The organism is Serratia sp. BNK-23, assembly GCF_047456145.1.
Lineage (GTDB): Bacteria > Pseudomonadota > Gammaproteobacteria > Enterobacterales > Enterobacteriaceae > Serratia > Serratia nematodiphila.
In genome coordinates this window covers 786,789-812,787 of record NZ_CP179900.1, presented here as the reverse complement: position 1 = coordinate 812,787, position 25,999 = coordinate 786,789, and the positions used below count along the sequence as shown (strand labels likewise).

General features: G+C 59.8%; 28 protein-coding genes and 1 tRNA gene. 6 read left to right on the top strand and 23 right to left on the bottom strand.

Going from position 1 to position 25,999, the window contains the following annotated elements:
* Nucleotides 1–219 precede the first annotated feature (219 nt).
* Nucleotides 220–690 (bottom strand): YhcH/YjgK/YiaL family protein, encoded by a 471-nt coding sequence (locus tag ACMGF9_RS03850; RefSeq protein WP_414160547.1) that lies wholly within the window; start codon nt 688–690, stop codon nt 220–222.
* A gap of 571 nt (nt 691–1,261) precedes the next feature.
* Here ACMGF9_RS03850 and ACMGF9_RS03845 point away from each other — a divergent pair.
* Nucleotides 1,262–2,212, top strand: coding sequence for a 2-hydroxyacid dehydrogenase (locus ACMGF9_RS03845; RefSeq protein WP_286093568.1), 951 nt, complete (start codon nt 1,262–1,264; stop codon nt 2,210–2,212).
* Nucleotides 2,213–2,297: 85 nt separating this feature from the next.
* The gene (locus ACMGF9_RS03840) at nt 2,298–3,608 is read left to right on the top strand and encodes an MFS transporter (protein ID WP_015378964.1); all 1,311 of its coding nucleotides are present in this window, start codon (nt 2,298–2,300) and stop codon (nt 3,606–3,608) included.
* 200 nt (nt 3,609–3,808) lie between these two features.
* On the opposite strand, the gene ACMGF9_RS03835 is transcribed toward ACMGF9_RS03840, so the two are convergent.
* The 6 genes from ACMGF9_RS03835 to xerD all read right to left on the bottom strand — a co-directional run bounded on the left by ACMGF9_RS03835 (nt 3,809) and on the right by xerD (nt 10,204).
* A tRNA-Gly gene (locus ACMGF9_RS03835) sits at nt 3,809–3,882 on the bottom strand.
* A gap of 147 nt (nt 3,883–4,029) precedes the next feature.
* A complete protein-coding gene (lysS, locus tag ACMGF9_RS03830; protein WP_004931697.1) occupies nt 4,030–5,547 on the bottom strand; it encodes a lysine--tRNA ligase in 1,518 nt (505 codons plus the stop codon).
* Between the two features lie 9 nt (nt 5,548–5,556).
* A protein-coding gene (gene prfB / locus ACMGF9_RS03825) for a peptide chain release factor 2 (protein ID WP_096242572.1) occupies nt 5,557–6,655 on the bottom strand; the annotation gives its coding sequence in 2 pieces (ribosomal slippage) (nt 5,557–6,579 and nt 6,581–6,655; 1,098 coding nt in all).
* Between the two features lie 166 nt (nt 6,656–6,821).
* Nucleotides 6,822–8,555, bottom strand: a complete 1,734-nt coding sequence (gene recJ / locus ACMGF9_RS03820; RefSeq protein ID WP_015378966.1) for a single-stranded-DNA-specific exonuclease RecJ — start codon at nt 8,553–8,555, stop codon at nt 6,822–6,824.
* 6 nt (nt 8,556–8,561) lie between these two features.
* Complete coding sequence (gene dsbC, locus ACMGF9_RS03815; RefSeq protein ID WP_004931688.1) at nt 8,562–9,278, bottom strand: bifunctional protein-disulfide isomerase/oxidoreductase DsbC; 717 nt, start codon at nt 9,276–9,278, stop codon at nt 8,562–8,564.
* 26 nt (nt 9,279–9,304) lie between these two features.
* Nucleotides 9,305–10,204, bottom strand: a complete 900-nt coding sequence (xerD, locus tag ACMGF9_RS03810) for a site-specific tyrosine recombinase XerD (RefSeq protein WP_004931685.1) — start codon at nt 10,202–10,204, stop codon at nt 9,305–9,307.
* Between the two features lie 106 nt (nt 10,205–10,310).
* On the opposite strand from xerD, the gene fldB reads away from it, so the two are divergent.
* Complete coding sequence (gene fldB, locus ACMGF9_RS03805) at nt 10,311–10,829, top strand: flavodoxin FldB (RefSeq protein ID WP_004931683.1); 519 nt, start codon at nt 10,311–10,313, stop codon at nt 10,827–10,829.
* 65 nt (nt 10,830–10,894) lie between these two features.
* Here fldB and ACMGF9_RS03800 read toward each other — a convergent pair whose 3' ends face one another.
* Nucleotides 10,895–11,317: a protein YgfX gene (locus tag ACMGF9_RS03800; RefSeq protein ID WP_004931681.1), complete on the bottom strand. Its 423-nt coding sequence runs from the start codon at nt 11,315–11,317 to the stop codon at nt 10,895–10,897.
* Complete coding sequence (sdhE, locus tag ACMGF9_RS03795) at nt 11,298–11,564, bottom strand: FAD assembly factor SdhE (RefSeq protein ID WP_004931679.1); 267 nt, start codon at nt 11,562–11,564, stop codon at nt 11,298–11,300. The genes ACMGF9_RS03800 and sdhE overlap by 20 nt, the downstream gene beginning before the upstream one ends.
* A gap of 320 nt (nt 11,565–11,884) precedes the next feature.
* Between sdhE and ygfZ the strand changes: the two genes are divergently transcribed.
* Complete coding sequence (gene ygfZ / locus ACMGF9_RS03790; protein WP_044030542.1) at nt 11,885–12,877, top strand: tRNA-modifying protein YgfZ; 993 nt, start codon at nt 11,885–11,887, stop codon at nt 12,875–12,877.
* 38 nt (nt 12,878–12,915) lie between these two features.
* On the opposite strand, the gene ACMGF9_RS03785 is transcribed toward ygfZ, so the two are convergent.
* On the bottom strand, nt 12,916–13,413 hold the full coding sequence (locus ACMGF9_RS03785) for a DUF2165 family protein (RefSeq protein WP_044030541.1): 498 nt from the start codon (nt 13,411–13,413) through the stop codon (nt 12,916–12,918).
* Between the two features lie 150 nt (nt 13,414–13,563).
* Nucleotides 13,564–14,238 carry a PAQR family membrane homeostasis protein TrhA gene (trhA, locus tag ACMGF9_RS03780; protein WP_021505704.1) on the bottom strand — a complete coding sequence of 225 codons (675 nt, stop codon included), beginning with the start codon at nt 14,236–14,238 and terminating at the stop codon, nt 13,564–13,566.
* A 183-nt stretch (nt 14,239–14,421) separates the two neighbouring features.
* On the opposite strand from trhA, the gene ACMGF9_RS03775 reads away from it, so the two are divergent.
* On the top strand, nt 14,422–15,030 hold the full coding sequence (locus ACMGF9_RS03775) for an HD domain-containing protein (RefSeq protein ID WP_004931670.1): 609 nt from the start codon (nt 14,422–14,424) through the stop codon (nt 15,028–15,030).
* A 40-nt stretch (nt 15,031–15,070) separates the two neighbouring features.
* On the opposite strand, the gene rbsK is transcribed toward ACMGF9_RS03775, so the two are convergent.
* The 12 genes from rbsK to ACMGF9_RS03715 form a co-directional block, all read right to left on the bottom strand.
* Entirely contained in the window at nt 15,071–15,997 is a 927-nt protein-coding gene (gene rbsK, locus ACMGF9_RS03770; protein WP_015378971.1) for a ribokinase, read from the bottom strand.
* Nucleotides 15,994–16,902: an allose kinase gene (gene alsK / locus ACMGF9_RS03765; protein WP_414160546.1), complete on the bottom strand. Its 909-nt coding sequence runs from the start codon at nt 16,900–16,902 to the stop codon at nt 15,994–15,996. Before alsK ends, rbsK begins: the two co-directional genes overlap by 4 nt.
* A 10-nt stretch (nt 16,903–16,912) precedes the next feature.
* Complete coding sequence (gene alsE, locus ACMGF9_RS03760; protein ID WP_118891734.1) at nt 16,913–17,584, bottom strand: D-allulose 6-phosphate 3-epimerase; 672 nt, start codon at nt 17,582–17,584, stop codon at nt 16,913–16,915.
* Nucleotides 17,585–17,615: 31 nt separating this feature from the next.
* A complete protein-coding gene (locus ACMGF9_RS03755; RefSeq protein ID WP_021505709.1) occupies nt 17,616–18,650 on the bottom strand; it encodes an ABC transporter permease in 1,035 nt (344 codons plus the stop codon).
* A 10-nt stretch (nt 18,651–18,660) separates the two neighbouring features.
* On the bottom strand, nt 18,661–19,647 hold the full coding sequence (locus ACMGF9_RS03750; protein WP_118891733.1) for an ABC transporter permease: 987 nt from the start codon (nt 19,645–19,647) through the stop codon (nt 18,661–18,663).
* The gene (locus tag ACMGF9_RS03745) at nt 19,640–21,157 is read right to left on the bottom strand and encodes a sugar ABC transporter ATP-binding protein (RefSeq protein ID WP_021505711.1); all 1,518 of its coding nucleotides are present in this window, start codon (nt 21,155–21,157) and stop codon (nt 19,640–19,642) included. Before ACMGF9_RS03745 ends, ACMGF9_RS03750 begins: the two co-directional genes overlap by 8 nt.
* A 2-nt stretch (nt 21,158–21,159) precedes the next feature.
* Complete coding sequence (locus tag ACMGF9_RS03740) at nt 21,160–22,143, bottom strand: substrate-binding domain-containing protein (RefSeq protein ID WP_025304134.1); 984 nt, start codon at nt 22,141–22,143, stop codon at nt 21,160–21,162.
* A 47-nt stretch (nt 22,144–22,190) separates the two neighbouring features.
* Entirely contained in the window at nt 22,191–23,009 is an 819-nt protein-coding gene (locus ACMGF9_RS03735; RefSeq protein ID WP_004931653.1) for a DeoR/GlpR family DNA-binding transcription regulator, read from the bottom strand.
* A gap of 381 nt (nt 23,010–23,390) precedes the next feature.
* Nucleotides 23,391–23,708 (bottom strand): BrnA antitoxin family protein, encoded by a 318-nt coding sequence (locus ACMGF9_RS03730; RefSeq protein WP_004931651.1) that lies wholly within the window; start codon nt 23,706–23,708, stop codon nt 23,391–23,393.
* Entirely contained in the window at nt 23,671–23,994 is a 324-nt protein-coding gene (locus ACMGF9_RS03725) for a BrnT family toxin (protein WP_118891732.1), read from the bottom strand. The genes ACMGF9_RS03730 and ACMGF9_RS03725 overlap by 38 nt, the downstream gene beginning before the upstream one ends.
* Before the next feature lie 77 nt (nt 23,995–24,071).
* The gene (locus ACMGF9_RS03720) at nt 24,072–24,818 is read right to left on the bottom strand and encodes an SDR family oxidoreductase (protein WP_031300616.1); all 747 of its coding nucleotides are present in this window, start codon (nt 24,816–24,818) and stop codon (nt 24,072–24,074) included.
* 96 nt (nt 24,819–24,914) lie between these two features.
* Entirely contained in the window at nt 24,915–25,148 is a 234-nt protein-coding gene (locus ACMGF9_RS03715) for a hypothetical protein (RefSeq protein WP_004931645.1), read from the bottom strand.
* A gap of 189 nt (nt 25,149–25,337) precedes the next feature.
* Here ACMGF9_RS03715 and ACMGF9_RS03710 point away from each other — a divergent pair, with 189 nt between their 5' ends.
* On the top strand, nt 25,338–25,997 hold the full coding sequence (locus tag ACMGF9_RS03710) for a response regulator (protein WP_004931642.1): 660 nt from the start codon (nt 25,338–25,340) through the stop codon (nt 25,995–25,997).
* Nucleotides 25,998–25,999 lie beyond the last annotated feature (2 nt).

Here is a 25,999-nt window from a genome sequence, read left to right as displayed (position 1 = left end):
CCTTTAATGATGTAATCTGAATCTGAAGCAAATATCCCTGTAAATAATACGGCGTAATCTCTGCCGTACATTTATTCAACCCAACTCAATTTTTAAAATTTAGGGGCTATGGCTTTGACGGGAAAGGCGCATTCTTCGGAATCGCTGCAGACGGCGGATGAGCAAGGCTTTCCGCCGGGCAGCCTGAAGTAGCGATACCAGCCGCCGCTGAACGTCTTGCTACGTCAGCAGGGCGCCGTCGATTTTCGCCACAATTTTACGCAGAACTGCTGGCGTTGTGCAGGTACTCATCGGGCGATGCAGCTCCCCCGGAAAGATAACGGCCAGTTCACCGGGTTGCAGGTGGATGAGAGTCTCACCGGGGATCGCCGGGCTAAACCCAAGGTCGTGCGCCTCGTTAAATGGCTCACTCAGGGGCAAAGGCAGCCCCAGAACCCCGGCGCCAATCACTTCTCTCCCTTCCAGGACAAGATGGATATCCAGATACTGGCGATGAAACTCCGGCTTCTGGTCGGCCAATAGTTTGGTTTCCCCTTCAACGACGTTAAAGAACATCTGTTTACCCTGCACCTGATAGTGGCCGACAGGTAAATTGTACGGCTCACTTTCAATAATGCTGGCCAGCATTTTTCGAATGGCTGCCGGATAGAATTTATTATTTACGGCAGTGGTTAAGGAATCAATAATCATAATATTTTCTCTGGTAGAGATCGATTTGGCATTACACCGACAATAACAATGGCTGGGTAGTTTTATGGCAACAGGCAATCTCGGTGTAATTACGGTAGAATCGCTATTCGATCGTTCTACGGGCGCCACTATGAATAAGCCACAAAGCAAATCGCTTTGTGGCTAATATTTACAACCTATCACCACTGTGAGTAAACTCCACCTGAAAGACTATTCGGCATGGTGAAATAAGTCATGACCTATCTCACGGTTTTTAGCCGCTTAAAACTGTGACAAAAGTCACTTAATTAAGTGTTACGAAACGACGTTACTTATCCTGTGATCCACGGCAGAAAATCACTGGATATTCACCGCTTTCACCAAAATCGATCGATTTAGCCTTCTCCCCCTACGGGCATAATGAGTTATTTTCCCCGATAGTCACTGACAGAAACCACGAAATTGCACACGAGATCACGCCAGCAGTAACATGCTTTTTTAACACTCTTTGGCGTGATGCAGATCGCAAAAATAAGCGGTAAAAAAACGTCTGATACAGGGTATCCCCTATTTTTCAGACAGGATCGCAACGATGCACACTGACACTCAACCTACCATTTTGCTTATCGCGCCAGTGATGGATGCTTTGCAAGCCGCGTTGGACGCCCGCTACCGGGTATTCCGTCTCTATGAACAATCAGATATTCCAGCCTTCCTGGTTCGCCATGGCGCAGACGTTCAGGCGGTGGTCACCCGTGGTGATGTGGGGGTAACCCGAGAGACGCTGGAGCAGTTGCCGCAGGTGGGCATGATTGCTGTCTTTGGCGTGGGAACCGACGCTATTGATCTCAACTACACCCGGGAACGCCATATCAGCGTCGGGATCACCGCCGGCGTGCTGACCGATGATGTGGCAGATCTGGCTCTGGGGCTAATGCTGTCCGCCAGCCGCCGCCTCTGCCAAGGGGACCGATTTGTACGCGAAGGCCGCTGGGAAACGACGCCGCCACCGCTGGCGACTAAAGTGAGCGGTAAACGCATCGGTATTTTCGGCATGGGGAATATTGGCCAAGCCATCGCCCGCCGGGCGAAAGGCTTCGATATGACCATCCTGTATACTGACCGCCAGCGCAAAGAAGGCCTGGATTACCAGTGGTGCGCCGATCTGCACACGCTCGCAGCGCAGAGTGATTTCCTGGTGATCGCGGCATCCGGCAGTGCGGAAAACCGCGGGATTATTGATGCCAGCGTATTTAACGCCATGCCCGAACGCGCCTGGCTTATCAATATCGCCCGCGGCAGCCTGGTCGATGAGGCGGCGCTGATAAAGGCGTTACAAAATCATGTTATCGCCGGGGCCGCTCTGGACGTCTTTGAAAACGAACCCCATGTTCCGACCGCGTTCTTTGCTCTCGAGAATGTTCTGCTTCAACCCCATGTGGCCAGCGCTACCGTAGAAACTCGTCAGGGAATGAGCCAATCCGTTTTGGATAATCTGGCAGGTTATTTTTCACATCAGGATATTCCTGGGTTAATTCAATAAAAATGATCGTTTGAGTTACGAATAATCATTTTTATCCGCCAACTCAATATCCTCTGTGAATGGCGGATATCATCGAGACGCTATTATGACCGATAAAATACCAGGAACTCGCTGGCTGCGGGTTATCGCGCCGATCCTTATCACCTGTATTATTTCATTTATGGATCGCGTTAATATCAGCTTTGCTCTGCCGGGCGGCATGGAACAGGATTTAGGCATTACCAGCCAGATGGCTGGCGTGGCCAGCGGTATCTTTTTTATTGGTTATTTATTTCTGCAAATCCCTGGCGGACGACTTGCGGTTTACGGTAGCGGAAAACGTTTTATAGCCTGGTCGCTCGTGGCCTGGGCGATTGTCTCTATCGCCACCGGATTCGTCACCCATGAATATCAACTGCTCGTGCTGCGTTTTATTCTCGGGATCTCCGAAGGGGGAATGTTGCCCGTCGTGCTGACCATGGTAAGCAATTGGTTCCCGGAAAAAGAACTGGGGCGCGCCAATGCCTTTGTCATGATGTTTGCCCCACTAGGGGGGATGCTGACCGCCCCGGTTTCTGGCGCGATTATTGCCACTCTCGACTGGCGCTGGCTGTTCATTATCGAAGGCTTGCTGTCGGTCGTGGTGTTGACCATTTGGTGGCTGGTGATCAGTGACCGTCCGGAAGAGGCGCGTTGGCTACCGGCGAAGGAACGCGACTATTTATTGACCGAACTGGCCCGGGAGCGCAAAGCGCGGGAAGGGAGGGTGCCGGCAGCGAAGGCGCCGTTAAAAGCGGTGTTTCGCAACAAGGGATTGATGCGCCTGGTCGTGCTGAATTTCTTTTACCAGACCGGGGACTATGGATATACGTTGTGGCTGCCCACCATCTTGAAAAACCTGACCGGTGGCAGCATGGCCAATGTTGGGGTATTGGCGATCCTGCCGTTTGTTGCCACTCTGGCGGGGATTTATGTGATTTCGATGTTCAGCGATCGCAGCGGTAAACGCCGTTTGTGGGTCAGGATCTCCCTGTACTGTTTTGCGGCGGCGCTGATAGCCTCGGTGATCCTGCATGAGCATGTGGTGGCCGCCTATATCGCGTTGGTGGTGTGCGGCTTCTTTCTTAAAGCGGCGACCAGCCCCTTCTGGTCAATTCCCGGACGCATTGCGGCGGCGGAAGTGGCGGGCAGCGCACGCGGGGTGATCAACGGGCTGGGCAACCTCGGTGGGTTTTGCGGCCCCTATCTGGTAGGCGTCATGATTTATCTGTACGGACAGAACGTCGCGGTTTGCGCGCTGGCGGCATCGCTGTTGCTGGCAGGAAGTATCACCTTCCTGCTGCCGAAAGAATGCGACCGCTCCTGCGAAGAAACGGACAACCGCCTGCCATCCGGGGCTAAACAGAAGTGGAGTTAAACGGTAATGGCGCGCTGTGGGCAGCAACGGCGGCTCACACCCGCATCAGGATTGGGCGGCGCGTTGTATTATCGCGGTTAAATGCCAGGCCAATGGCTTGAGCGACTCACAAGCCAACCCGCACCAAACGGTGATGCAATCGTTGAGAATCAGCTTTTCTAAAAACGGTTATAACTCAATGGGGTGATGCATAGGGAGATTGGAGCGGGTGAAGGGAATCGAACCCTCGTATGCAGCTTGGGAAGCTGCCGTTCTACCATTGAACTACACCCGCATCGGTGTGCGACAGGCATTATAACCGGTTATCGGCGACGGGCAAGCGGAGATGGCGCGTAACTGTCGATGTTTTAAGCGGTTAAGTCCCGTAGACGAAAAAAAACCGGCGCAGTTGCCTGCACCGGTTGTTGCACGCTAAACGGGATTATTTCTGTGGGCGCATCGCCGGGAACAGAATCACGTCGCGGATGGTGTGGCTGTTGGTGAACAGCATCACCATGCGGTCGATGCCGATGCCCAGACCGGCGGTCGGCGGCAGGCCGTGCTCCAGCGCGGTGACGTAGTCTTCGTCGTAGAACATCGCTTCGTCGTCGCCGGCGTCTTTGGCGTTCACCTGGTCGGCGAAGCGTTGCGCCTGGTCTTCGGCGTCGTTCAGCTCGGAGAAGCCGTTGCCGATTTCACGGCCGCCGATGAAGAACTCGAAGCGGTCGGTGATTTCCGGGTTCACGTCGTTGCGGCGCGCCAGCGGCGACACTTCAGCCGGGTACTCGGTGATGAAGGTCGGCTGAATCAGATGGCTTTCCGCCACTTCTTCGAAGATCTCGGTCACGACGCGGCCCAGGCCCCAGCTCTTCTCAACCTTGATGCCGATGGATTCAGCGATGGCCACCGCTTTGCCCATGTCGGCCAGGTCAGCCAGATCGGTTTCCGGACGGTATTTCTTGATCGCCTCGGTCATGGTCAACTTCTCGAACGGCTTGCCGAAGTCGAACACTTCGTCGCCGTACTGCACCTGAGAGGTGCCCAGCACTTTCTCGGTCAGGGTGCGGAACAGGGTCTCGGTCAGCTCGATCAGATCTTTGTAATCCGCGTAAGCCATGTAGAGTTCCATCATGGTGAACTCTGGGTTATGACGCGGAGAAACGCCTTCGTTGCGGAAGTTGCGGTTGATTTCGAACACGCGCTCGAAGCCGCCGACCACCAGACGCTTCAGATACAGTTCCGGCGCGATGCGCAGGTACATGTCGATATCCAGCGCATTGTGGTGGGTGATGAACGGACGCGCGGACGCGCCGCCCGGGATCACCTGCATCATCGGGGTTTCGACTTCCATGAAGCCGCGTTCCACCATGAAGTTACGGATAGCGGACATCACCTGCGAACGCACCTTGAAGGTGTTGCGCGATTCTTCGTTGGCGATCAGATCCAGGTAACGCTGGCGGTAACGGGTTTCCTGATCCGCCAGGCCGTGGAATTTGTCCGGCAGCGGGCGCAGCGCTTTGGTCAGCAGACGCAGTTCGGTGCAGTGGATCGACAGTTCGCCGGTCTTGGTTTTGAACAGCTTGCCGCGCGCGCCGAGGATATCGCCCAGGTCCCACTTCTTGAACTGCTCGTTGTACACGCCTTCAGCCAGATCGTCGCGCGCGACGTACAGCTGAATGCGGCCGCCCACGTCCTGCAGCGTAACGAAGGATGCCTTGCCCATAATGCGGCGGGTCATCATGCGGCCGGCGACGGTCACTTCTACGCCCAGCGCTTCCAGCTCTTCGTTGTCTTTATCGCCGTACGCGGCGTGCAGCTTGTCGGAGGTGGAGTCGCGACGGAAGTCGTTCGGGAACGCAATGCCGTTCTCACGCAGGCCGGCCAGTTTCTCGCGGCGGGACTGCAGTTCGTTATTGAGATCCAGCGCCTGATCGGCGCCCTGTACTTGTTGTTCAGACATTTCTATTCCTCATAACCCGGCTTTCAAACTTGCCTCAATGAATTTATCCAGGTCGCCATCCAGTACGGCCTGCGTGTTACGCGTTTCGACGTTGGTGCGCAAATCCTTGATGCGGGAGTCATCCAGCACGTAAGAACGGATTTGGCTGCCCCAGCCGATGTCGGACTTGTTGTCTTCCATCGTCTGCTTATCAGCATTTTTCTTTTGCATCTCAAACTCGTACAGCTTGGCTCGCAGCTGTTTAAACGCTTGATCCTTGTTCTTATGCTGAGAACGATCGTTCTGGCACTGCACCACGATGTTGGTTGGCAGGTGAGTAATACGTACGGCGGATTCGGTTTTGTTGACGTGCTGACCGCCCGCACCGGAGGCGCGGTACACGTCGATACGCAGATCCGCCGGGTTGATTTCGATATCGATATCGTCGTCGACTTCCGGGTAGATGAACACCGAGCTGAACGAGGTGTGGCGACGGCCGCCGGAGTCGAACGGGCTCTTGCGCACCAGGCGATGCACGCCGGTTTCAGTGCGCAACCAGCCGAACGCGTAGTCGCCGATGATCTTGATGGTGGCCGATTTCAGGCCCGCGACGTCGCCGTCGGACTCTTCGATCACTTCGGTCTTGAAGCCCTTGGCTTCAGCCCAGCGCAGGTACATGCGCAGCAGCATGCTGGCCCAGTCCTGCGCTTCGGTGCCGCCGGAGCCGGCCTGGATATCCAGGTAGCAGTCGGCGCTGTCGTATTCGCCGGAGAACATGCGGCGGAATTCCAACTGATCCAGCTTGCTCATCAGTTGATCCAGCTCGGCGACCGCTTCGTTGAAGGTCTCTTCATCGTCGGCTTCTACCGCCAGTTCCAGCAGCCCGCCGACGTCTTCGCCGCCCTGCTCCAGCTGATCGATGGTTTCAACGATGGCTTCCAGCGCGGCGCGCTCTTTGCCGAGCGCCTGTGCGCGCTCCGGCTCGTTCCAGACGTCCGGCTGCTCCAGCTCGGCGTTGACTTCTTCTAGGCGTTCCTTCTTGGCATCATAGTCAAAGATACCCCCTAAGAACCGCAGTCCGCTCGGACAGGTCCTGAATTCGGTTTTTTACCGGGTTAATTTCAAACATGGTTTCGTTCTTTTACGTTGATGTCGTCGATGGCGGAATGCCATTGGAACCGCTAATTCTAACGGATCCGGGCGGCAGTTTATAGCGAGTTGGTCAGTTTTTGTGGCGATCGGGAAGGATGCCGGGGATTGGAGAGCCCAATCCCCGAGTTGTGTTCAATTTCACTTCAGCGCGGCCAAAGATGCTGGATCAGCAGTTGCACGTTGCGGTTGCCGCGAAACTCGTTGACGTCGAGCTTGTAGGCCAGTTCCACCTCGCGCACGCTGCTGTCCGGCCACAGCGTGGTGTCCACGTTGAACGCGATGCCGTCGAGCAGCGGGCCGCCGCCGAGCGGTTCCACCATCAGCTTCAGGTGTTTCTCGCCCACCAGCCGCTGCTGCAGAATGCGGAACTTGCCGTCGAAGGTCGGTTCCGGGAAAGCCTGGCCCCACGGGCCGCCCTCGCGCAGCAGCTCCGCCGTGGTCAGCGACAGCTCCTGCATCGCCAGTTCGCCGTCGGACCAGATAACCCCTTCCAGCATCGCCGGATCGAGCCATTCCCCCACCAGCTCGCCGAAACGCTGGCGGAACTCGTCGAATTTGGCCTCTTCCAGCGACAGCCCGGCCGCCATCGCGTGGCCGCCGAACTTCATCATCAGCCCGGGGTTCAGCATATCCAGCCGCTCCAGCGCGTCGCGCATGTGCAAGCCGGGCACCGAACGGCCGGAGCCCTTCAGGATGCCGTCGCCCGCCGGCGCGAACGCGATCACCGGGCGGTGGAAACGCTCTTTGATGCGCGAAGCGAGGATGCCCACCACGCCCTGGTGCCATTCCGGGTGATACATCGCCAACCCATAAGGCAGCTCGGTGCTGGTGCGCTCCAGCTGATCGCACAGCTGCAAGGCCTCCACCTGCATGCCCTGCTCGATCTCGCGGCGCGTCTGGTTCAGCGCATCGAGATCGTTGGCCAGCATGCGCGCCTGCGCGATGTCGTCGCTCAGCAGCAGCGCCACGCCGATCGACATGTCGTCCAGCCTGCCGGCGGCGTTGAGCCGCGGGCCGAGGGCGAAACCGAGATCGTTGGCCGCCAGCTGGCGGGCGTCGCGGTTGGCCACCTCAAGCAGCGCGCGGATGCCCGGGCGGCATTTGCCGGCGCGGATGCGGTTTAACCCCTGATACACCAGAATGCGGTTGTTGGCGTCCAGCGGCACCACGTCGGCCACAGTGCCGAGCGCCACCAGGTCCAGCAGTTCCGCCAGATTGGGCATCGCCAGCGCGCGCTGCTCGAACCAGCCGCTGTCCCGCAGGCGGGCGCGCAGCGCCAGCATCAGGTAGAACGCCACGCCTACCCCCGCCAGCGATTTGGACGGGAAGGCGCAGCCGCGCAGGTTGGGGTTAACGATCGCTTCAGCCGCCGGCAGGGTCTCGCCCGGCAGGTGGTGATCGGTCACCAGCACCTGCATGCCTTTGGCGTGCGCCACGTCGACGCCGGCGTGGGAGGAGATGCCGTTATCGACGGTGACAATGAGTTCTGCGCCGCGCGCCGCCGCCTGCTCCACCACTTCGGGGCTCAGGCCGTAGCCGTCTTCGAAGCGGTTTGGCACCAGATAATCGACGGCTGCGCCGCCCATGCTGCGCAGCGCCAACACCGTCAGCGCGGTGCTGGTGGCGCCATCGGCGTCGAAATCGCCCACCACCATGATGCGGCGGCCGTCGGCCAGCGCCTGTTGCAGCAGGCTGACGGCGTCGTCGATACCGTCCAGCTGTTGCCAGGGCAGCATGCCCTTGACGCTGCGTTCCAGCTCTTGCTCAGCCTGCACGCCGCGCAGGGCGTAAAGCCGGCGCAGCAGCGGCGGCAAACTGGCGGGCAGATGCGTGTCGTCCGCCGCCGGGCGGCGGCGTAGTTGCGTTTTGATACTCACCGGCGATTAACCACCGGCTTTGGTGGCGGCCTGGTGCGCATCCAGCATGGCGGCCATCTCTTTCGGCCCCTGATAGCCCGGGATCATCATGCCGTTTTCCAGGATGATGGCCGGCGTGCCCTGAATGCCGAACTGTACGCCCAGCTCGTAATGCTTGCTGATGTCGGTTTTACAGGTCGCCGGAGAAACGGCGTCGCCCTTCATGGCGGCGTCGAACGCCTTGGCCTTGTCGGCGGTGCACCAGATCGACTGCATGTCTTTTTCAGCCTGGGATGCCAGCCCCTGGCGCGGGAATGCCAGGTAACGCACGGTAATACCCAGATCGTTGTACTCTTTCATCTGCTGATGCAGCTTGTGACAGTAACCGCAGGTGATGTCGGTGAACACGGTGATCACGTGTTTCTCTTTCGGCGCCTTGTACACGATCATCTGATCTTTCAGCGCGTCCATCTTGCTGCTCAGCAGTTGGTTGGTCACGTTGACCGGCTCTTTGCCGCTGACGTCGAACAGCGGGCCCTGCAGGATGTGCTTGCCGTCTTCGGAGGCGTACAGCACGCCGCTGTCGGTCAGCACGGTTTTCAGGCCGTTGACCGGTGAAGGCTGCACGTCCGCCTGCTGGATGCCCAGGCTGGCGAGCGCTTTTTTGATCGCCGCGTCATCGGCATGGGCGGCGCCGGCCACCGAGGCCACCAGCAGTGAAAGCAGCATTAAACCTTTTTTCATTATTCCAATCCTTTCGAACCCGCCGCTCAGGCGCGCGGGTGATGCTGTTGATGTAGCTGTTTCAGTCGTTCGGTCGCTACATGAGTATAAATTTGCGTGGTCGAGAGATCGCTGTGCCCTAACAACATCTGTACGACACGGAGATCGGCCCCATGGTTCAGCAAATGGGTAGCGAACGCGTGCCGCAACACGTGCGGCGACAGACGCTCGCTGTCGATGCCCGCAAGGATGGCATAGTGTTTGATGCGATGCCAGAACGTCTGTCGGGTCATTTGCTGGCAGCGGGTGCTGGGGAACAGCACATCCAGCGTCTGGCCGTTGACCAGCCATGGGCGGCCGTGCTCCAGATAATTTTCGATCCAGTAGACCGCCTCTTCGCCCAGCGGCACCAGCCGCTCCTTGTTGCCCTTGCCGATCACCCGCACTACGCCCTGACGCAGGCTGACGTCGCTGATGTTCAGCCCCACCAGCTCGGAAACCCGCAGCCCGGTGGCGTACAACACTTCGAGCATCGCCTTGTCGCGCAGCTCCAGCGGTTGATCGACGCAGGGCGCCTGCAGCAACGCATCGACCTGCGCCTCGCTCAGATCCTTCGGCAAGCGCTGCGGCAGTTTGGGAGACGCCAGCTGCGCGGTGGGATCGTCGGCGCGCAGCTTTTCGCGGTACAGATATTGGAACAGGCGCCTCATGGCGCTCAACAAACGCGCGGAGCTGGTGGCTTTGTAACCGCCATCCACCCGCTCGGCGAGAAACGCCTGCAGATCCAGCGCCTGCGCCTGCAGCAAATCGGTCTTCTGCTGGCCAAGCCAGGCGCCCAGGGCCTGCAAATCCAGCCGATAGGAGGCCAGCGTATTTTCCGCCAGATTGCGCTCAAGCCACAGCGCATCCAGGAATTGTTCAATCAGCGCATTGTCTTGCTGTTGCACGCGGTCCTCTCTTTGTTGCATTTCCACCCGCGCCATTATGCCTTAAGCCGGCGCAAATCAGGTATACTCGCTGCAATTCTCTAAACAGCAACGTAACGGTTTACACATGAAGATTGGTCTGTTTTACGGCTCCAGCACCTGCTACACCGAAATGGCGGCAGAAAAAATCCGTGAGATTCTGGGTGAAGACCTGGTCGACCTGCACAACCTGAAAGACGTCTCGCCCAAGCTGATGGAGGACTATTCCATTCTGATCCTCGGCATCCCGACCTGGGATTTCGGCGAACTGCAGGAAGACTGGGAAGCGATCTGGCCGCAGCTGGCGGCGCTGGATCTGAAAGGCAAAATCGTCGCCATGTACGGCATGGGCGATCAGCTCGGTTACGGTGAGTGGTTCCTCGATGCGCTGGGCATGCTGCACGATCACATCGCGCCGCTGGGCGTACAGTTCATCGGCTTCTGGCCCACTGAGGGCTTCGAGTTCACCAGCCCCAAACCGCTGAGCGCCGACGGCAAACACTTCGTCGGCCTGGCGCTCGATGAGGTCAACCAATACGATCTGAGCGAAGAGCGCCTGCAGCAATGGTGCGAACAGATCCTGTTGGAGATGGAGCCGCTGCTGTAGCCGCTATCGGGCGTTCCTCCCCAAACGCCGAGCGCCGGCGGCATGATTCGCGCCGGCGCCCCCTATCAACCTTGTTCGCCGTCACCCGCCGGCGGATACAGCAACAGCTGCCGCAGGTGGCGCCATTCCTCTTTGCTCATGCAGTCGGAAGCCAGCCACAGCCGGCGGCGCTTTTTGCCTTCCATCGGCTGCAGCGTCAACAGCATGCCGTAACCCGGCATCCACGGTTTTTTCGCCAGTCGCCACTCGCGGCCGTGCCAGCTGAAACGCCGATCCGCCAGCAGCCGCAGCTCGCCCTGCACCGCGGCGATGCGCTTCTGGCTGCGAATGCACTGAAACACCACCAGCGTCAGCAGCACCAGCCAGAGCGGGCCAAAGCCTTCCGGCCAGGGCGAAATCAGGATCAGCAGGATCAGAACGCCGTGGGTCAACAGTGAAAACAGCTGGGTGCGCCAGGAAATGCGGATATCACATCGCCACTGGGCCACGGTCTTTATTTCGCGTTTGGATCAGGGTCACCATTCTCTGCAGCTCGCCGTCCTGCGGCGCGCCATGATTCATCAGCCAGTTGAACAAATCGGGATCGTCGCACTCCAGCAGGCGGATAAACAGCGCCTTGTCCGCATCATTCAGGCTGTCGTATTCGTATTCGAAGAACGGCATGATGGAGATGTCCAGCTCGCGCATGCCACGGCGGCAAGCCCAGTGAATACGTGCTTTGTTGTTAATATCCATGTTGTTATGACTCACCTCTTTTCAGCGCGGCAGCGCCAGCGCAGGGTTCAAATGACACACTGTATGGCAACGCCGTCGCAATATAATTCCATCAACCGGGGATCTGTCTGCAAGGGTGCCCTGGCCGCAAGCCTATAGAGTAACAATTTGACATACACGCCGGGAAGGCGCTTTGTGGCGGAAAACGCAATAAAGCGCAAAATGCCAAAAAAAGCGCCCCCCGGCGCCGCGGCGCGAATAACAGTTTGCAAAGCCCGTCGCCTCTTTTACCATGGGTCCAATACCCTTCAGGTAAGCTAAACGTTGAGCAGGAACTTACTATGGCGCATAACATTCCATTCCCACCCCGTCAGCCCTCCGCTTCCACCCATCTGCCCCTGACGCTGATCTCGCTGGAAGATTGGGCGCTGGTGACGCTGAACGGGCCGGACACGGTGAAATATCTCCAGGGCCAGGTGACGGCGGACATCGACGCGCTGGCGGCCGATCAACACGTGCTGTGCGCCCACTGCGACGCCAAGGGCAAAATGTGGAGCAACCTGCGTCTGTTCCACCGTGGCGAAGGCTTCGCCTATCTGGAGCGCCGCAGCGTGCTGGACAGCCAACTGGCGGAAATCAAAAAATACGCGGTGTTCTCCAAAGTCACCATCGCCGCCGATAATGACGCGGTATTGCTGGGTGTCGCCGGTTTCCAGGCGCGCGCCGCGCTGGCGGGCCTGTTCGCCACGCTGCCAAGCGCTGAGCACCCGGTGGTGCAGGACGGCGAGACCACGATTCTGCACTTCAATGCGCCGGCGGAACGTTTTCTGCTGGTGACACGCCCCGCCGTGGCCGAACAGCTGATCGGCAAACTGCATGACCAGGCGGAACGGAATGACAGCAGCCAGTGGCTGGCGCTGGAGATCGAAGCCGGTTATCCGGTTATCGACGCCGCCAACAGCGCGCAGCTGATCCCGCAGGCCACCAACCTCCAGGCGCTGGAAGGCATCAGTTTCAGCAAGGGCTGCTATACCGGTCAGGAGATGGTGGCACGCGCCAAGTTCCGCGGCGCCAACAAACGTGCGCTCTACTGGCTGGAAGGTAAAGCGGCTCGCGCCCCGCAGGCGGCGGAAGATCTGGAGCTGCAGCTGGGGGAAAACTGGCGTCGCACCGGCACCGTACTGGCGTCGAGCCAGTTAGCCGACGGTACGCTGTGGGTGCAGGTGGTGATGAACAACGATCTGGATGCCGACAGCAAGCTGCGGGTGCGCGACGATGCCGCCAGCCAGCTGGCGATCAAACCGTTGCCCTACTCGCTGGCCGAAGAGAAATAATCCGTCGGCCGCAGGCCCCCTGCCTGCGGCCATCTTCGTTACTCGTCCAACTCCCCGTCGCGCTGCACCAGATAGATCAGCACCAAGATGATGGTGACGAAGAAGCGAAACGCGCTCGGCACGCCGTTCCATTGCTGCGACATCCACATGCCGAACCACTCCCCTCCAATCGACATAAAACCGACCTGCCAGGTAAGGAAGCCCAACGTCAGCCCCGCTACCGCCCATTTTTTGCGGCCGTTGAAGGCGTTGGCGGGCAGTTTCAGGCCGCACAGCAGGCGCAGGCCACCAATCCAGCACAGCAGCGCGGTCAGACTCTCCAACGCAATGATGAAAATATAACCGGCGTGATGCAGCCACGGCGTCTGTATCGAGCGGTAGCCGATGGTGGCGTCGGGGAAAAGGGTATCCATCATAAAGACGTGGCGCACGAAGGCGAAATTGGAGCCGTAGTCGGTGAGGTTGCCGAAGGCGACCAGCGAAGCGAACAAGGCGATAGCGCAGACCAGCAGCGCTTTGGATAAGCGAACGATCATCTTGGTGAGTCCTGAACAGAGGTTAAAGAAACGGTATGCGGGCTCAGAAATGAAGGAACGGGCTTGCTGGATACCCGAAAGAAGCAAGCGCCTCTTTTTTAAAACAAAAGAGGCGCTAGTTCAATACGCATTCAGACGTAGCGGCAACGCTTAGACGTACAGGTAGATCGCCATGAAGTGGCAGGCGCTGCCGCCGAGCACGAAGCCGTGCCAGATGGCGTGGCCAAAGCGAATGCGCTTGGAGGCATAGAAAATCACGCCCAGGGTGTAGACCACCCCGCCGATCGCCAGCAGCGTGACGCCGCCGGCCTCCAGCCGCGTAACCAGCTGATAAATCACGATCAGCGACAGCCAGCCCATCGTCAGGTAGGTCACCAGCGACAGGGCTTCAAAACGGTGGGCGAAGGCCAGCTTGAACAGCACGCCGAGCAGCGCCAACCCCCAGATTACCGCCATCAGGCCCTTCGCCAGCGGCGAATCCAGCCCTACCAGCAAGAACGGCGTGTAAGTGCCGGCAATCAGGAGATAAATGGCGCAGTGGTCAAATTTTTTCAGCCAATGCTTGGCCTTTTGATGCGGGATCGCATGGTACAGCGTAGAAGCGAGAAACAGCAGGATCATGCTGCCGCCGTACAGGCTGTAACTGGTGATGGCCGTCGCATCGGCGCCGGTATTCACCGCCTGCACCAGCAGCAACACCAGGCCGACAATACCGAACACCAGCCCGATGCCGTGGCTGATGCTGTTGGCGATCTCTTCCGCCCACGGATAAGCCGCGGTGACAATCTTATTGTTCCCGGCTTTCACTACGTCCGTTTTCCCCATAACGCGCAACCCCTCAAAATGCCCTGCTTTGTGCGAAATTAACGCAAAGCAGCTTAACTGAGAATAATTCCAGTGTACACGTGTACGCTAAAATAAAAATGTGAACGCGTGTAACCATCGAAATCCCCCGCCCGCTGGTCTACAATCGTCAGGCTTCAACCCACCCACCTTGAGGTTTACACCATGTCATCCGCTGTACCCGCGTTAGATTTCGGTTCAATGACCCAGGCCATCCAGTTCCTGATGGAAATCGATAAGTTGAAAGGCGTGCAACGCCGCACCAAGGTACTGGGCACCCAGCGCCAGGAAAACTCCGCCGAACACAGCTGGCATTTCGCCATCGCCGCCATGAGTCTGGCGCCCTACGCCGGTGATGACGTAGACATTCAGCGCGTGATCCAGATGGCGCTGCTGCATGACATCGTGGAAATCGACGCCGGCGACGTGCTGGTCTACGATCTGGCGGCCCGCGCGGCGATCCACGATCAGGAAGTGGCGGCGGCGCGCCGTCTGTTCGGCATGTTGCCGGAGGCTCAGCGCGAGTATTTCACCGCTTTATGGCAGGAATATGAAGACGGCGAAAGCGCCGATGCGCGCTTTGCCTTGCTGCTGGATCGCACCATGCCGATGCTGATGAACCTGCACAATGAAGGCCAGAGCTGGGTGGAAAACGGCATCAGCCTGGAGCAGGTGCTGGCGCGCAATGCGTCGATCGCCGACGTGCATCCCGAGCTGTGGCGCCATATGGAGCAACATCTGCGGGACGCGCAGCGCAAAGGCTGGTTGAAGTAAGGGAGCCGGGCTGCCGCCTCTGCGCCGCAGCCCGTCAACGTCAAGCGAACGCCTGCTGGCGTTCCAACGCCTCCTCATAACTCGGCATCGATCCCGCCGCCCCGGCGCGTTCCACGCAGACCGCCGCGTAGGCGGCGGCGAAGCGCGCCGCATCGGCTAACGGCACCTGATTCGCCAGCTGCGCCGCCAGAGCGCCGTTAAACGCATCCCCCGCGCCGGTGGTGTCTTTCGGCTGCGCCGGAAACGCCGGGATCAGCTCACTGTTTTCCCCGTCCGAGAACAACGCTCCCTGCGTGCCCAAGGTCACGATCAGCAAACGAATGCCCTTGGCGTGCAGCACCTGCGCCGCCTGACGCGCCGAAGCCACATCCCGCACCGGCACGCCGGTCAGCAATGTGCATTCGGTGGCGTTGGGCGTCAGCAGATCGACCTGCGCCAGCAGGCTGTCCGGCACCGGCTGAAACGGCGCCGGGTTGAGAATGATGAACGTCCGCGCCTCGCGGGCGATGGCAATCACTTGTTCGATCGCCGGCAGGTTGTTCTCCAACTGGGTCAACAGAATATCCGCCGCGGCGATCGCCGGGCGGCACTGGCGCACCTCGTCCTCGCTGACCGTCAGGTTGGCGCCGGGATCGACGGCGATCATGTTCTCCGCATCCTCGCCGGCAACGTAGATAAGCGCATTGCCGGTCGGGCAATCGCCGGTCGAGAACAGCGTCACCGCATCGAAGCCGGCCGCGGCGAGATGACGCCGGGCGAAGGTGCCGAAGTCGTCGCGCCCCACCTTGCCGATATAATGCACCCGCGCCCCGGCGCGCAGCGCGGCGGTGGCCTGGTTGGCGCCCTTGCCGCCCGCCCCCATCATACTGTTACGGGCGATCAGCGATTCGCCGGGCTGCGGAAACCGCGCCATACCGGCGACGATATCCAGGTTGAACGAACCGAACACGCAGACTTTGCCTTTCATTGCTGGTACTCCCTGCTCAATTGGAGGTGGCGCCGGGCTGCCAGACAGGCGCCTTTGCTGCCGGTTTCATCGGTCAGGCGGCTGATGGAGATCGCCAATCCCTGTGCCGGCTGCGGCCCGCGCAGATGACGGCGGATCTCTTGCTCCAGCCGCGCCAACGGAAAACCGCGCATGGCGATCACGCCGCCGCCCAGGATCAGCCGTTGGGGGTCGATCACGTTCATTTCGATGGCAATGGTCTGCGCCAATCGTTCAACGAAACGCCGCAAATCCGGATGATCGCCATGGCGTTCGAACAGCCGGTCGAACGGCGTTTGCGCCGCGTTGGCGCGCGCCCAGCCGGTCAGCCAATGGCCGGAGGTCAAACTCTCGACGCAGCCCCGTTTGCCGCACGGGCACTCGCCCAGATGGCCCGGCCAGGGAATGTGCCCCAACTCGCCGGCGGCGCCATGCGCCCCGTGGTAAAAATCGCCGTTCAGCCACAGGCTGTTGCCCATGCCGGTGCCCAGATACAGTCCTACCGCCACCTGCGGCAGCGCCGGCAGCTGCTGCAAATCCCACCACAGCAGATGGTTGACGTCCTTGTCCATTCGCACCGGCAGCGCCAGCAAATCGGCCAACAGCGCCGCCACCGGCTGGGCATCCAGCGCCGGAATGAACGGCAGCGACAGCACCCGCGAGCGATCGCGGCTGAGGATCCCCGGCAGCCCCAGCATCACCTGCGCCACCTGACGATCCTCGCAATGCCGGGCGATAAGATCGCCCAACGTCGCCAGCGGATCGGCCCGCTGCGCCCAATCGGCGGTCGCTATCTTGCGGTAAGCACTAAACTCGCCGTCATCATCCATCAACAGCAGGCGGGTATTGGTGCCGCCAACGTCAACGCCAAGAAAATACCGCATCATATCCCCCGCCTCAGGCCGCCTGCCGCATCTGATCCAGCATTTTTTCCCATGCCGCCTCCAGATCCGGATCGAGATTGAACAACCCGGAGCTGCCGACGATCAACACTTCCGCGCCGGCGCCCATCAGATCGCGGTAGGTGCGCTGGTTACAGGATCCATCTATTTCGATCAGATAGTTCAGATCCTGTTGGCGTTTCAGATCGCGCAACTGGCGGATCTTGTCCAGCATTTCGGGAATGAACGGCTGCCCGGCATAGCCCGGATCGACGGTCATGACGGTGACCTTGTCCAGCAGGTGAAGGTAGTGGCGAATAAACTCCACCGGCGTGGCCGGGTTCAGCACCACCCCCACTTTTTTGCCCAGCGCGCGGATTTGATTGATCACGCGGAACGCGTCGCGGTTGATGGTTTCGGCGTGCGGGCAGATAAAGTCCGCCCCGGCGCGGGCGATCGGCTCGATAAAATCGGTTGGGTTCTCCACCATCAAATGCACGTCCAGCAACAACGAGGTATGCGGGCGGATCTGTTCGATAAAGAACGGCGACAGCGTGATGTTTTTAACGTAGTGCCCGTCCATGATGTCGATATGCAGCATATCGGCGCGGCGATTCAGCACCGCCAATTGCTGCCGGATATCCATCAGGTTCATGCACATCAGTGAAGGTGAAATCTGGTATTTCATTAGCGTTATCCTGCGCAAAAGGGAAAAGGGATCAGTGGCCCGCCGCGATTCTGGCCTGGGCCGCGCTGCGGCGCATCGCCCGCCGCTGCTGATAGCGATGGCGGAAAAACTTCAGCGCCAGCACCGCGATCAGCACCGCGCCCCACATCGCCAGACTGAAATGCGGGCTGACGTTCATCAGGTTCAAACCGGTCGCGATCACCTGCAGCACGATCAGCGCCAACACCACGCCGCTGACCCGGCCAAAACCGCCGAACGGATCGGTGCCGCCCAGTATGATCGCCAGCACCGTGAGCAGCAGGTAGGAGTCGCCGTAACCCATGCGCGCCGAGTTGAAGCGCGCCATCATCACCAGCCCGGCAATGACGCACAGCAGGCTGGAGAGGGTGTAAATGGCGATCAACACCCGATGGGTATTCACGCCGCTGAAGTGGGTGGCGTTGATGTTGCTGCCGCTCATGTAGATGCATTTGCCGAGCCGGGTTTTCTGCAAGAACAGCGCCAGCAAGGCGGCGACCACCAGGAAGATCCACAGCGGTACCGGCACGCCCAGCACGCGCTCGGCGCCGATAAACCGCACGATCTCCGGCATGCCGCTCAGGGCCGCGCCGCGCGTCAGGTAAATGCCGATGCCGTTGACCGTCGTCATGGTGGCCAGCGTCACCAGAATCGGATGCGCGCCGACGTAGGCCACCAACGCGCCGGTCGCCGCGCCGATAAGCCCGGCCAACAGCATCGCCGCCGCCAGCGCCAACGCCAGCCACAGCGCCTGCAAGCCCAGCCCGGCATCCGCCGGCAGGTAGCTGATGAACAGCCAGGCCATCAGCAGGCTGGTCAGGTTGGCGCTGGCGATAATGCACAGGTTCAGGCCACCGCTGAGGATCGGGATGAACATCGCCAGCGTCAGCAGGCCCAGCTCCGGCAGCTGGAAGGCCACGCTGGTGAAGGTGGCGCCGCTGAAGAAGCGCCCCGGCATCAGCAGGCTAAAGCCCAGCACCACCGCCAGCAGCAATGCCAGCAGACCGACGGCGACCCCGTCCGGACGAAATTTCAGGTTGTTGCCCATCAGGCGCTCCTCAGGCGAAACCGACGTCGGTTTCTTTGCGTTTCTTGTAGTGAGTGACGGTGATCGCCGCGACGATCACCAGACCGATCACCACGTTCATGAAGTAGCTGGACACGCCGATCAGGTTGAGGCCGTTTTTCAGCACGCCGATCAGGAACACGCCCATCAGCGTGCCGACCACGCTGCCCTTGCCGCCGTTCAGGCTGGCGCCGCCCAGCACCGCCGCCGCCAGCACGTCGAGCTCCCCGCCCACCAGCGCGTTGGGCACCACTTCCCCCATGCGGTACACCTGCACCAGGCCGCCGATCGCCGCCATCGCGCCCAGATAGCCATAGGCGAACAAATGCAGCAGGCCAACGCGGATGCCGATGCGCCGCGCCGATTCCGCATCCCCGCCCACGGCAAACAGCTGGCGCCCGAGGTGCGTTTTGTTCAGCAGCAGCCAGGTCAGCAGCGCCACCGCCAGCATCACCAGCGTCGGCAAACCGAGCTGATAGCTCTGCTCATCCAGCTGGAACGGCAGCACGCTGCGCGGCAGCGTCCACCAGTCCGGCAATGCGTACAGGCTGCGGCCGTTGGTCAGCCACATCAGCATGCCGAACAACAACGCCTGCATGCTGATGGTGACGATGATCGAGACGATGCGCAGGCAGTAGATCAGCAGCGCGTTGACCATGCCCAGCGCGGCGCCGATCGCCAACGCCAGCAGAATGCTGCCCGCCGGGCTGGCCAGGCCGTAGTGGGTCGCCAGCGTGGCGATCAGGTACTGCGCCACCGAGGCGACTGCGGCGAAGGAGATATCGATGCCGCCGGTCACCAGCACTACAAACAGGCCGAGGGCGAAAATACCGCTCACCGCATAGCTTTCGCTGAGATCGAGCAGGTTTTGCACCGTTAAAAACCGATCGCTGAGCAGTGAAAAGACCATGACCGTCAGCAGCAACACCCAGGCCAGATAGCCTTCGTTGCCGCGCGGTTTCAAACTGAATCTACGCATTGACCGCCTCCGCCAGCTGTTGCTGGCTCACCTGCCCCGGCAGGTATTCACCGATCACGCTGCCGCCGCTGAAGTGCAGCACCCGATCGCAGTTGTAATACACCTCCGGCACCTCGTCGGAGATCAGCAAAATGGCGATCCCCTCCTGCGCCAGCAGATGGATCAGTTGGTAGATGCTGGCCTTGGCACCGACGTCGACACCGACGGTCGGCGAGTCGAGGATCAAGATCCGCGGCTGGGTCAGCACCCACTTGGCCAGCACGATCTTTTGCTGATTGCCGCCGGACAGCGTCGAAACCGCCTGATCCGGATCCGCCACCCGCACGCCGAGCTTGGCGATCCACTCCGCGACGATGCGATTCTTGCGGTAGTCGTCGATCAGGCGAAAACGCCCGCGCAGCTTATCGAGAATGGTCAGCACCGCGTTATCCGCCACCGACTGTTGCTGCACCAGCCCCAGCGTCAGGCGATCCTCCGAGACGTAGCCGATGCCGGCCTTGATCGCGTCCTCATGGCCGCGAAAGCGCACCGGTTTGCTGTCGAGGTAGAGTTTGCCGCTGTCCGGCCGGGTCATGCCGAACAGGCTCAGCGCCAGCTCGGTACGCCCGGAGCCGAGCAGCCCGCACAGACCGAGCACCTCCCCCTGATGCAGACGGAAACTCACATCCTGATACTGCCCAGCGCGGCTCAGGCGATCCGCCTCCAGCATCACCCGATCCTTATTCAGGCTGGGCGCTTTCAGGCGATAGTCCAGCTTCAGACCGGTCATCAGCTCGGTCAGACGATCGCCGGTGATCTCCGCCGCCGGCCAGGTGCCGACTTTGTTGCCGTCGCGGATCACCGTGACGCGATCCGAGATCTCCAGCACCTCGTCCAGCCGGTGGCTGACGAACACCACGCAGATGCCCTGCGCTTTCAGATAGTCCACCGTGCGCAGCAGTTGGTTGACCTCGGTGCGGGTCAGCGAAGCGGTCGGTTCGTCCATGATCACCAGCCGCGCCTGCGCCACCAGCGCACGGCAGATCGCCACCTGTTGGCGCTGCGCGATCGGCAGCTCCGCCACCCGTTTGTCGAGATCCAGATTGAAACTCAGCGATTGCAGCTGGCGTTCGGCGGCGCGCCGCAGCCGCGCCGGGCGGTGCCAACCCAGCAACCCGCGCAGGTTGTGTTCGAAGGCGATGTTTTCCGCCACCGTCAGGTTGGGAAACAGCGACAGATCCTGATAGATCACCTGAATGCCGAAGGCGCGCGCCTGATCCGGCGACAGCCGGCCGAAGGTTTGCCCATCGAGGGTAATGCGGCTGCCGTCGTCCGGTTGATAGACGCCGGCGATCGCCTTGATCAGCGTGCTCTTGCCGCAGCCGTTGGTGCCGGCCAGACAGTGCACCTCCCCCGGCATCAGCGCCAATGAAATATCGTTCAGCGCACGCTGCCCGCCAAAGGTCATCGACAGCTGTTGCAGTTCGATAAGCGGCGCGCCCTGCGTTGCCGTATTGCCGGAAATCGCCATGATTACAGCCCCATTTTCACCAGCTTCGGCAGGTTTTGCTTATCCAGGCTTTCGGTGGCGTTGCCGAGAATGGTGTGCTGCTGCGCATCCACCTGCACCTTGCCCATGCCTTCGATGGTCATGCCGTCGGTGATTTTCTCCCCCTTGTGCATCATGTCGGCGATGCGCACGAACACTTCGCCGGCCACCATCGGATTCCAGATGTAACCGCCCTTGATGGCGCCGCGATTGACCAGCGAAGCGCCCTGGCCCGGGCTGAACGGCCCGATGACGCAGATATCGTTGCTTTTGCCGCGGTTGAGCACCGCGCGCCCGGCGCCGATCGGCCCCTGCGAGCCGAACGCCAGTACGCCTTTCAGATCGGGATACTTGGCCATCAGATCGTTGGTGGTGCGCACGCTGTCATCCAGCGATTCCCCCACGCCGAACTTGTCGCCCACCAGTTGCATGTTCGGGTAGTGCTGCTTCTGGTAGTTGATGGCCGAGTCCGACCAGGTGATGTGCAGCGGCACCGTCAGGCTGCCGACGTATACCGCGTACTTGCCCTGCTCTTTCATGCAGGCGGCCAGTGCTTTCATGTGGTTGACCCCGTGCTGCGAGGCGTCCACCAGCTCAAAATCCCAGTCGGCGTACTTCTGGCCGGGGGATTCGTGCACGATCACCTTGATGCCCGCCTCCTGCGCGCGCTTGAGCACCGGCTCGAGCACCCGGGCGTCGTTCGGCACCACGCCGATGATGTCCACCTTCTGCGCGATCAGATCCTCGATGGCGCGCACCTGCAGCGCCGGATCCGCCGCCGTCGGCCCAACCATCCAGGCGTCGATGCCGCGTTTGGCGCTCTCGCTTTTGATGCCGGCCTCCATGGCGTTGAACCAGGGAATGCCGCCGATCTTCACCACCACGCCCATTTTCAGCTTGTCCGCCGCCTGCGCAGAGACCGACAGCAGCAGCGAGGCAAACAGACCGACCAGTACGGATTTTTTCATTGTTCTCTCTCCACAAGTGTTGGCTGTAATAAGGGTTTTCATTGTTGTTATCGCGCCGCCCTTTTCGCGGCGGGTGAAACTTCAATCACGTCGACGTTGTTCCAGGCCAGTTCCTGACGAAATTCGTCGTCGCTGAGCCTGTCGGTGATCAGCGTGTCTATTTCCCGGTAATGGCAAATGCGGGCGAACGAGCGGCGGCCGAACTTGTTGCTGTCCACCAGCAGGAACTTGCGTTCCGACGCCAGCAGCATCTGCTGCTTCAGCCGCGCATGGTGCTCATTGCTTTCGCGGATGCCGCCGTCCTGGCAGATGCCGTGGCAGGAGAAAAACAGCTTGTTGATCACGAACTCCTTCAGCATCTGCTCCGCCAGCACGCCGATAAAATCCTCGTACTTGGCGGAATACTCGCCCCCCAGGCCGATGGTGCGCACGTTGGCCTTGCAGGCCAGCGTCTGGATGATGTGCAGCGAGTTGGTCAGCACCACCAGCGAGATATCCGGCAGTTGGCGCGCCAAAAACCAACTGGTGGAACTGCTGTCCAGCAGCAGGCAGTCCCCCGGCGCGATAAATTCCAGCGCGCGTTTGGCAATGCGCGTCTTCTGTTCCGGCGCCTCGTTGCTGCGCTGGCGGAAAGATTCCCCCTGGTCTATCTCGGCGGGCACATAGGTTTTCTCCACCGCCGGCGGCTCGACGAACACTGCGCCACCGTGGCTGCGCAGCAGCAGGCCGCGCCGTTCAAGCAAGGCCAGATCACGCCGCGCCGTCTCGATAGAGATGTGGCACAGCTGCGCCACCTCCTGCACCATCACGCGGCCGCGCTGGCTCAAGACTTCGGTGATAAAGCGATGACGTTCTACAGGCAGCATGTTTCTTTTCTCCTCCACAACGTTGATTACGATATCGATTTGCCGCGCCGCGTTTTGCGCGCGGACGCAAAGCGCATCGCCCTGCGATCGGTCAACGATCGCGATGTGATAGTTGTCAAAAAAATCGGGAAGGAAATGAAATGAATAATTACGAAAGTGTGGAGTAACAGGCAGTTATGATGCGCGTACGCCTGAGGTAAACAGGAGAGAAACGGTAAACGGTCACAATTCCACGCTCCGCAGCATGACCGTTAATGACCGTTTTTGTGGTTTTGACCGAGCGCCGCAATTAGACCGCCGGCGTTGATAACGCATTACCTGAAAAAACAGCAAAAAAAATCCGGTGAGAACCTCACCGGATCGTTAGCCGCCTGGCACACATTATTCCCCGTGTTCATGCTCTTTCAACATCGCCTCACGCAACACGGCGTTCAGGCGTTTCTGATAGCCTTTGCCTGGCCGCTGAAGCCAGGCCAACACATCCGCATCGATGCGGATGGTTTTCGATACTTTCATCGGTTTATAAAAACGCCCCTGAACCGCAGCCTGCCACTTTTCCTCATCCAGTGCCGGCGCATCGGCATAATCGATGTCCTCGTCCGGCAACGCACTCAGTGAAGCAATTTGCGCTTTCTGCTCCTCCGTCAACGGCGGGAGTACGCTATGGGCCAGATTTTTGGCGGAATTTTTGCGCTTCATCTCTTCCCCTCTCTTTGGCATCGGCCTTGCGTGCTGAAATGATACGCACGATCTCTACTGTATCGCCTTCGACATCCGTTTCGATCGTCGTATGTGCCACCAGCAACAGCAAGCAGGATCCGACCATGCCGATCGTTTGCCAACGTTCTTCTCCACCCTCGCTCCTTTCCAACACAGCCAAATGGTTGGGATCCAGAAAAACCCGTTGCGCAATCTCAAAACTGACACGGTGTTTGCGCTGGTTACTGTGATTTTTATCCTGATTCCATTCAAAATAAACATACATTTTTGTAACTACATTTTGATTGTTATTTAATCAAAATACCTCGCATCCGGAGGGATGTCAAAACCCTACGGATGCGTTCAACGCCCGCCTGCGGCCTCGATAAAGGTGCCGGTCACGTAAGATGCGGCGTCAGACAGCAACCAGGCGATCGCCTCCGCCACTTCCTGCGGCTGGCCGCCGCGCTGCATCGGCAAACTGTCCTTCACGCGATCCACCCGGCCAGGCTCGCCGCCGCTGGCGTGCATCTCGGTATAGATGAATCCGGGCCGCACGCCGTTGACGCGAATGCCCTGCGCCGCCACTTCCCGCGATAACCCGATGGTCAGCGTATCGACGGCGCCTTTCGAGGCGGCATAGTCGACGTACTCTCCCGCCGCCCCCAGTCGGGACGCCGCGGAGGAAACGTTGACGATGGCGCCGCCCCGCCCGCCATAGCGCAGCGCCATGCGCTTCACCGCCTCGCGGCAACACAGGAAGTAACCGGTAACGTTGGTGCCGAGCACCTGATTGATGCGCTCGGCGGTCAACTGTTCAATGTTCGCCTGCTGGAACAGAATGCCGGCGTTGTTGACCAGCGCACTGAGCGTGCCCAGCCCGGCATCCAGTGCGCCGAACATCGCCATCACCTGCGCTTCGTCGGCCACGTCAGCCTGCAATGCCAGCGCCTTACCGCCCTGCGTTTCAATCTCCGCCACCACCTGCCGCGCCGCACTTTCGTCACGCAGGTAATTCACACCCACCGCATAGCCCTGCCGGGCCAGCAGCAAAGCGGTCGCGCGGCCAATTCCCCGGCTTGCGCCAGTCACCAATGCCACTTTCGTCATCGTATTTTTTCTCTGGTTGGCGATATAAAAATAACGGCCTGCGCACAGGCTCCCCGTTTGCCAGTCAGAGTATAGAGCGGCGCTCTAGAAAACGCTTCAGAGCTGAGCCAGGCGGCGCAGCAGCTTTTTAATCCGATATTTCGCGCAGCCGGAGGCGTCCGTTACCGCCACCTGATGGCCCCGCTGCAAACCGGAAGCATGCAGGCCTTTGTGAGCAGGGCTGTGCACATCGCCGCGAAACGACAGCATCAACAGCACGAGCAGCATCGCCACGCCTGAATACATCAGCCGCCGCGAGGCGCCCGCGAGCGGGGAACCGTCAGTCTGCATGTTTCGCTCCCTCAGCCATGATTTCGAATGGCAGCAAAATAACTGAAATCCCCCCTCGTTCCCTTAACGCGAGATTAAAGCCAGATTAAGGTTTGCTTAAGAACGTGCAGGCAGCGCAGGTTTCCCCGTTGTCTTCCCGTCAGCGTTATAGTTAGATAAGCGCGACTCAAGGATCTCAGCGGAAATAACGTGAACATACTGTTGGTGGAAGACGACCTGCAATTAGGCAAGGCGCTGTGCCGAGCATTGGAGCTGGCCGGCTTTAATTTGTGCTGGGTGCGCCTGCTCGTCGACGCGGAAAATAAACTTTCATCCGGCGGGTTCGATTTGATGCTGCTGGATCTCACGCTGCCGGACGGTGACGGTTTGCAGAGGCTGATCGCCTGGCGCGCCGCCGGGCAAAATATCCCGATCATCATCCTGACCGCCCGCGACCGCATTGAAAGCCTGGTGAACAGCCTGGATTCCGGCGCGGACGACTTTCTGGCCAAACCCTTTGCGCTGCCCGAACTCATCTCGCGCGTCAAGGCGGTCAACCGGCGCATGGCGGGCTTCGCGTCACAAACCTGGAGCCTCGGCGCGCTGTATCTCGATCCGGTCAACCATCAGGTCATGCTGGATAACGAACTGCTGATGCTGTCGAAAAAAGAGTATCACCTGCTGCACGAACTGATGCGCTGCGCCGGCACCGTGGTGCGCAAAGCGGTGTTGGAACAGCGGCTGTTCGGCCACGGCGACAGCGTGGAAAGCAACTCGCTGGAAGTGCACATGCATAATTTACGGCGCAAGATCGGTAAAGAAAGAATTATTACCGTACGCGGCATTGGTTATTTGCTGAAGAAAGAGTAGCG

What these genes read in the sequence shown, in the direction of transcription:
- ACMGF9_RS03850 (WP_414160547.1), bottom strand. Translation starts at nt 690, where the DNA reads ATGATTATTGATTCCTTAACCACTGCCGTAAATAATAAATTCTATCCG.
- ACMGF9_RS03845 (WP_286093568.1), top strand. Translation starts at nt 1,262, where the DNA reads ATGCACACTGACACTCAACCTACCATTTTGCTTATCGCGCCAGTGATG.
- ACMGF9_RS03840 (WP_015378964.1), top strand. Translation starts at nt 2,298, where the DNA reads ATGACCGATAAAATACCAGGAACTCGCTGGCTGCGGGTTATCGCGCCG.
- lysS (WP_004931697.1), bottom strand. Translation starts at nt 5,547, where the DNA reads ATGTCTGAACAACAAGTACAGGGCGCCGATCAGGCGCTGGATCTCAAT.
- dsbC (WP_004931688.1), bottom strand. Translation starts at nt 9,278, where the DNA reads ATGAAAAAAGGTTTAATGCTGCTTTCACTGCTGGTGGCCTCGGTGGCC.
- fldB (WP_004931683.1), top strand. Translation starts at nt 10,311, where the DNA reads ATGAAGATTGGTCTGTTTTACGGCTCCAGCACCTGCTACACCGAAATG.
- sdhE (WP_004931679.1), bottom strand. Translation starts at nt 11,564, where the DNA reads ATGGATATTAACAACAAAGCACGTATTCACTGGGCTTGCCGCCGTGGC.
- ygfZ (WP_044030542.1), top strand. Translation starts at nt 11,885, where the DNA reads ATGGCGCATAACATTCCATTCCCACCCCGTCAGCCCTCCGCTTCCACC.
- ACMGF9_RS03785 (WP_044030541.1), bottom strand. Translation starts at nt 13,413, where the DNA reads ATGATCGTTCGCTTATCCAAAGCGCTGCTGGTCTGCGCTATCGCCTTG.
- trhA (WP_021505704.1), bottom strand. Translation starts at nt 14,238, where the DNA reads ATGGGGAAAACGGACGTAGTGAAAGCCGGGAACAATAAGATTGTCACC.
- ACMGF9_RS03775 (WP_004931670.1), top strand. Translation starts at nt 14,422, where the DNA reads ATGTCATCCGCTGTACCCGCGTTAGATTTCGGTTCAATGACCCAGGCC.
- rbsK (WP_015378971.1), bottom strand. Translation starts at nt 15,997, where the DNA reads ATGAAAGGCAAAGTCTGCGTGTTCGGTTCGTTCAACCTGGATATCGTC.
- alsK (WP_414160546.1), bottom strand. Translation starts at nt 16,902, where the DNA reads ATGATGCGGTATTTTCTTGGCGTTGACGTTGGCGGCACCAATACCCGC.
- alsE (WP_118891734.1), bottom strand. Translation starts at nt 17,584, where the DNA reads ATGAAATACCAGATTTCACCTTCACTGATGTGCATGAACCTGATGGAT.
- ACMGF9_RS03755 (WP_021505709.1), bottom strand. Translation starts at nt 18,650, where the DNA reads ATGGGCAACAACCTGAAATTTCGTCCGGACGGGGTCGCCGTCGGTCTG.
- ACMGF9_RS03750 (WP_118891733.1), bottom strand. Translation starts at nt 19,647, where the DNA reads ATGCGTAGATTCAGTTTGAAACCGCGCGGCAACGAAGGCTATCTGGCC.
- ACMGF9_RS03745 (WP_021505711.1), bottom strand. Translation starts at nt 21,157, where the DNA reads ATGGCGATTTCCGGCAATACGGCAACGCAGGGCGCGCCGCTTATCGAA.
- ACMGF9_RS03740 (WP_025304134.1), bottom strand. Translation starts at nt 22,143, where the DNA reads ATGAAAAAATCCGTACTGGTCGGTCTGTTTGCCTCGCTGCTGCTGTCG.
- ACMGF9_RS03735 (WP_004931653.1), bottom strand. Translation starts at nt 23,009, where the DNA reads ATGCTGCCTGTAGAACGTCATCGCTTTATCACCGAAGTCTTGAGCCAG.
- ACMGF9_RS03730 (WP_004931651.1), bottom strand. Translation starts at nt 23,708, where the DNA reads ATGAAGCGCAAAAATTCCGCCAAAAATCTGGCCCATAGCGTACTCCCG.
- ACMGF9_RS03725 (WP_118891732.1), bottom strand. Translation starts at nt 23,994, where the DNA reads ATGTATGTTTATTTTGAATGGAATCAGGATAAAAATCACAGTAACCAG.
- ACMGF9_RS03720 (WP_031300616.1), bottom strand. Translation starts at nt 24,818, where the DNA reads ATGACGAAAGTGGCATTGGTGACTGGCGCAAGCCGGGGAATTGGCCGC.
- ACMGF9_RS03715 (WP_004931645.1), bottom strand. Translation starts at nt 25,148, where the DNA reads ATGCAGACTGACGGTTCCCCGCTCGCGGGCGCCTCGCGGCGGCTGATG.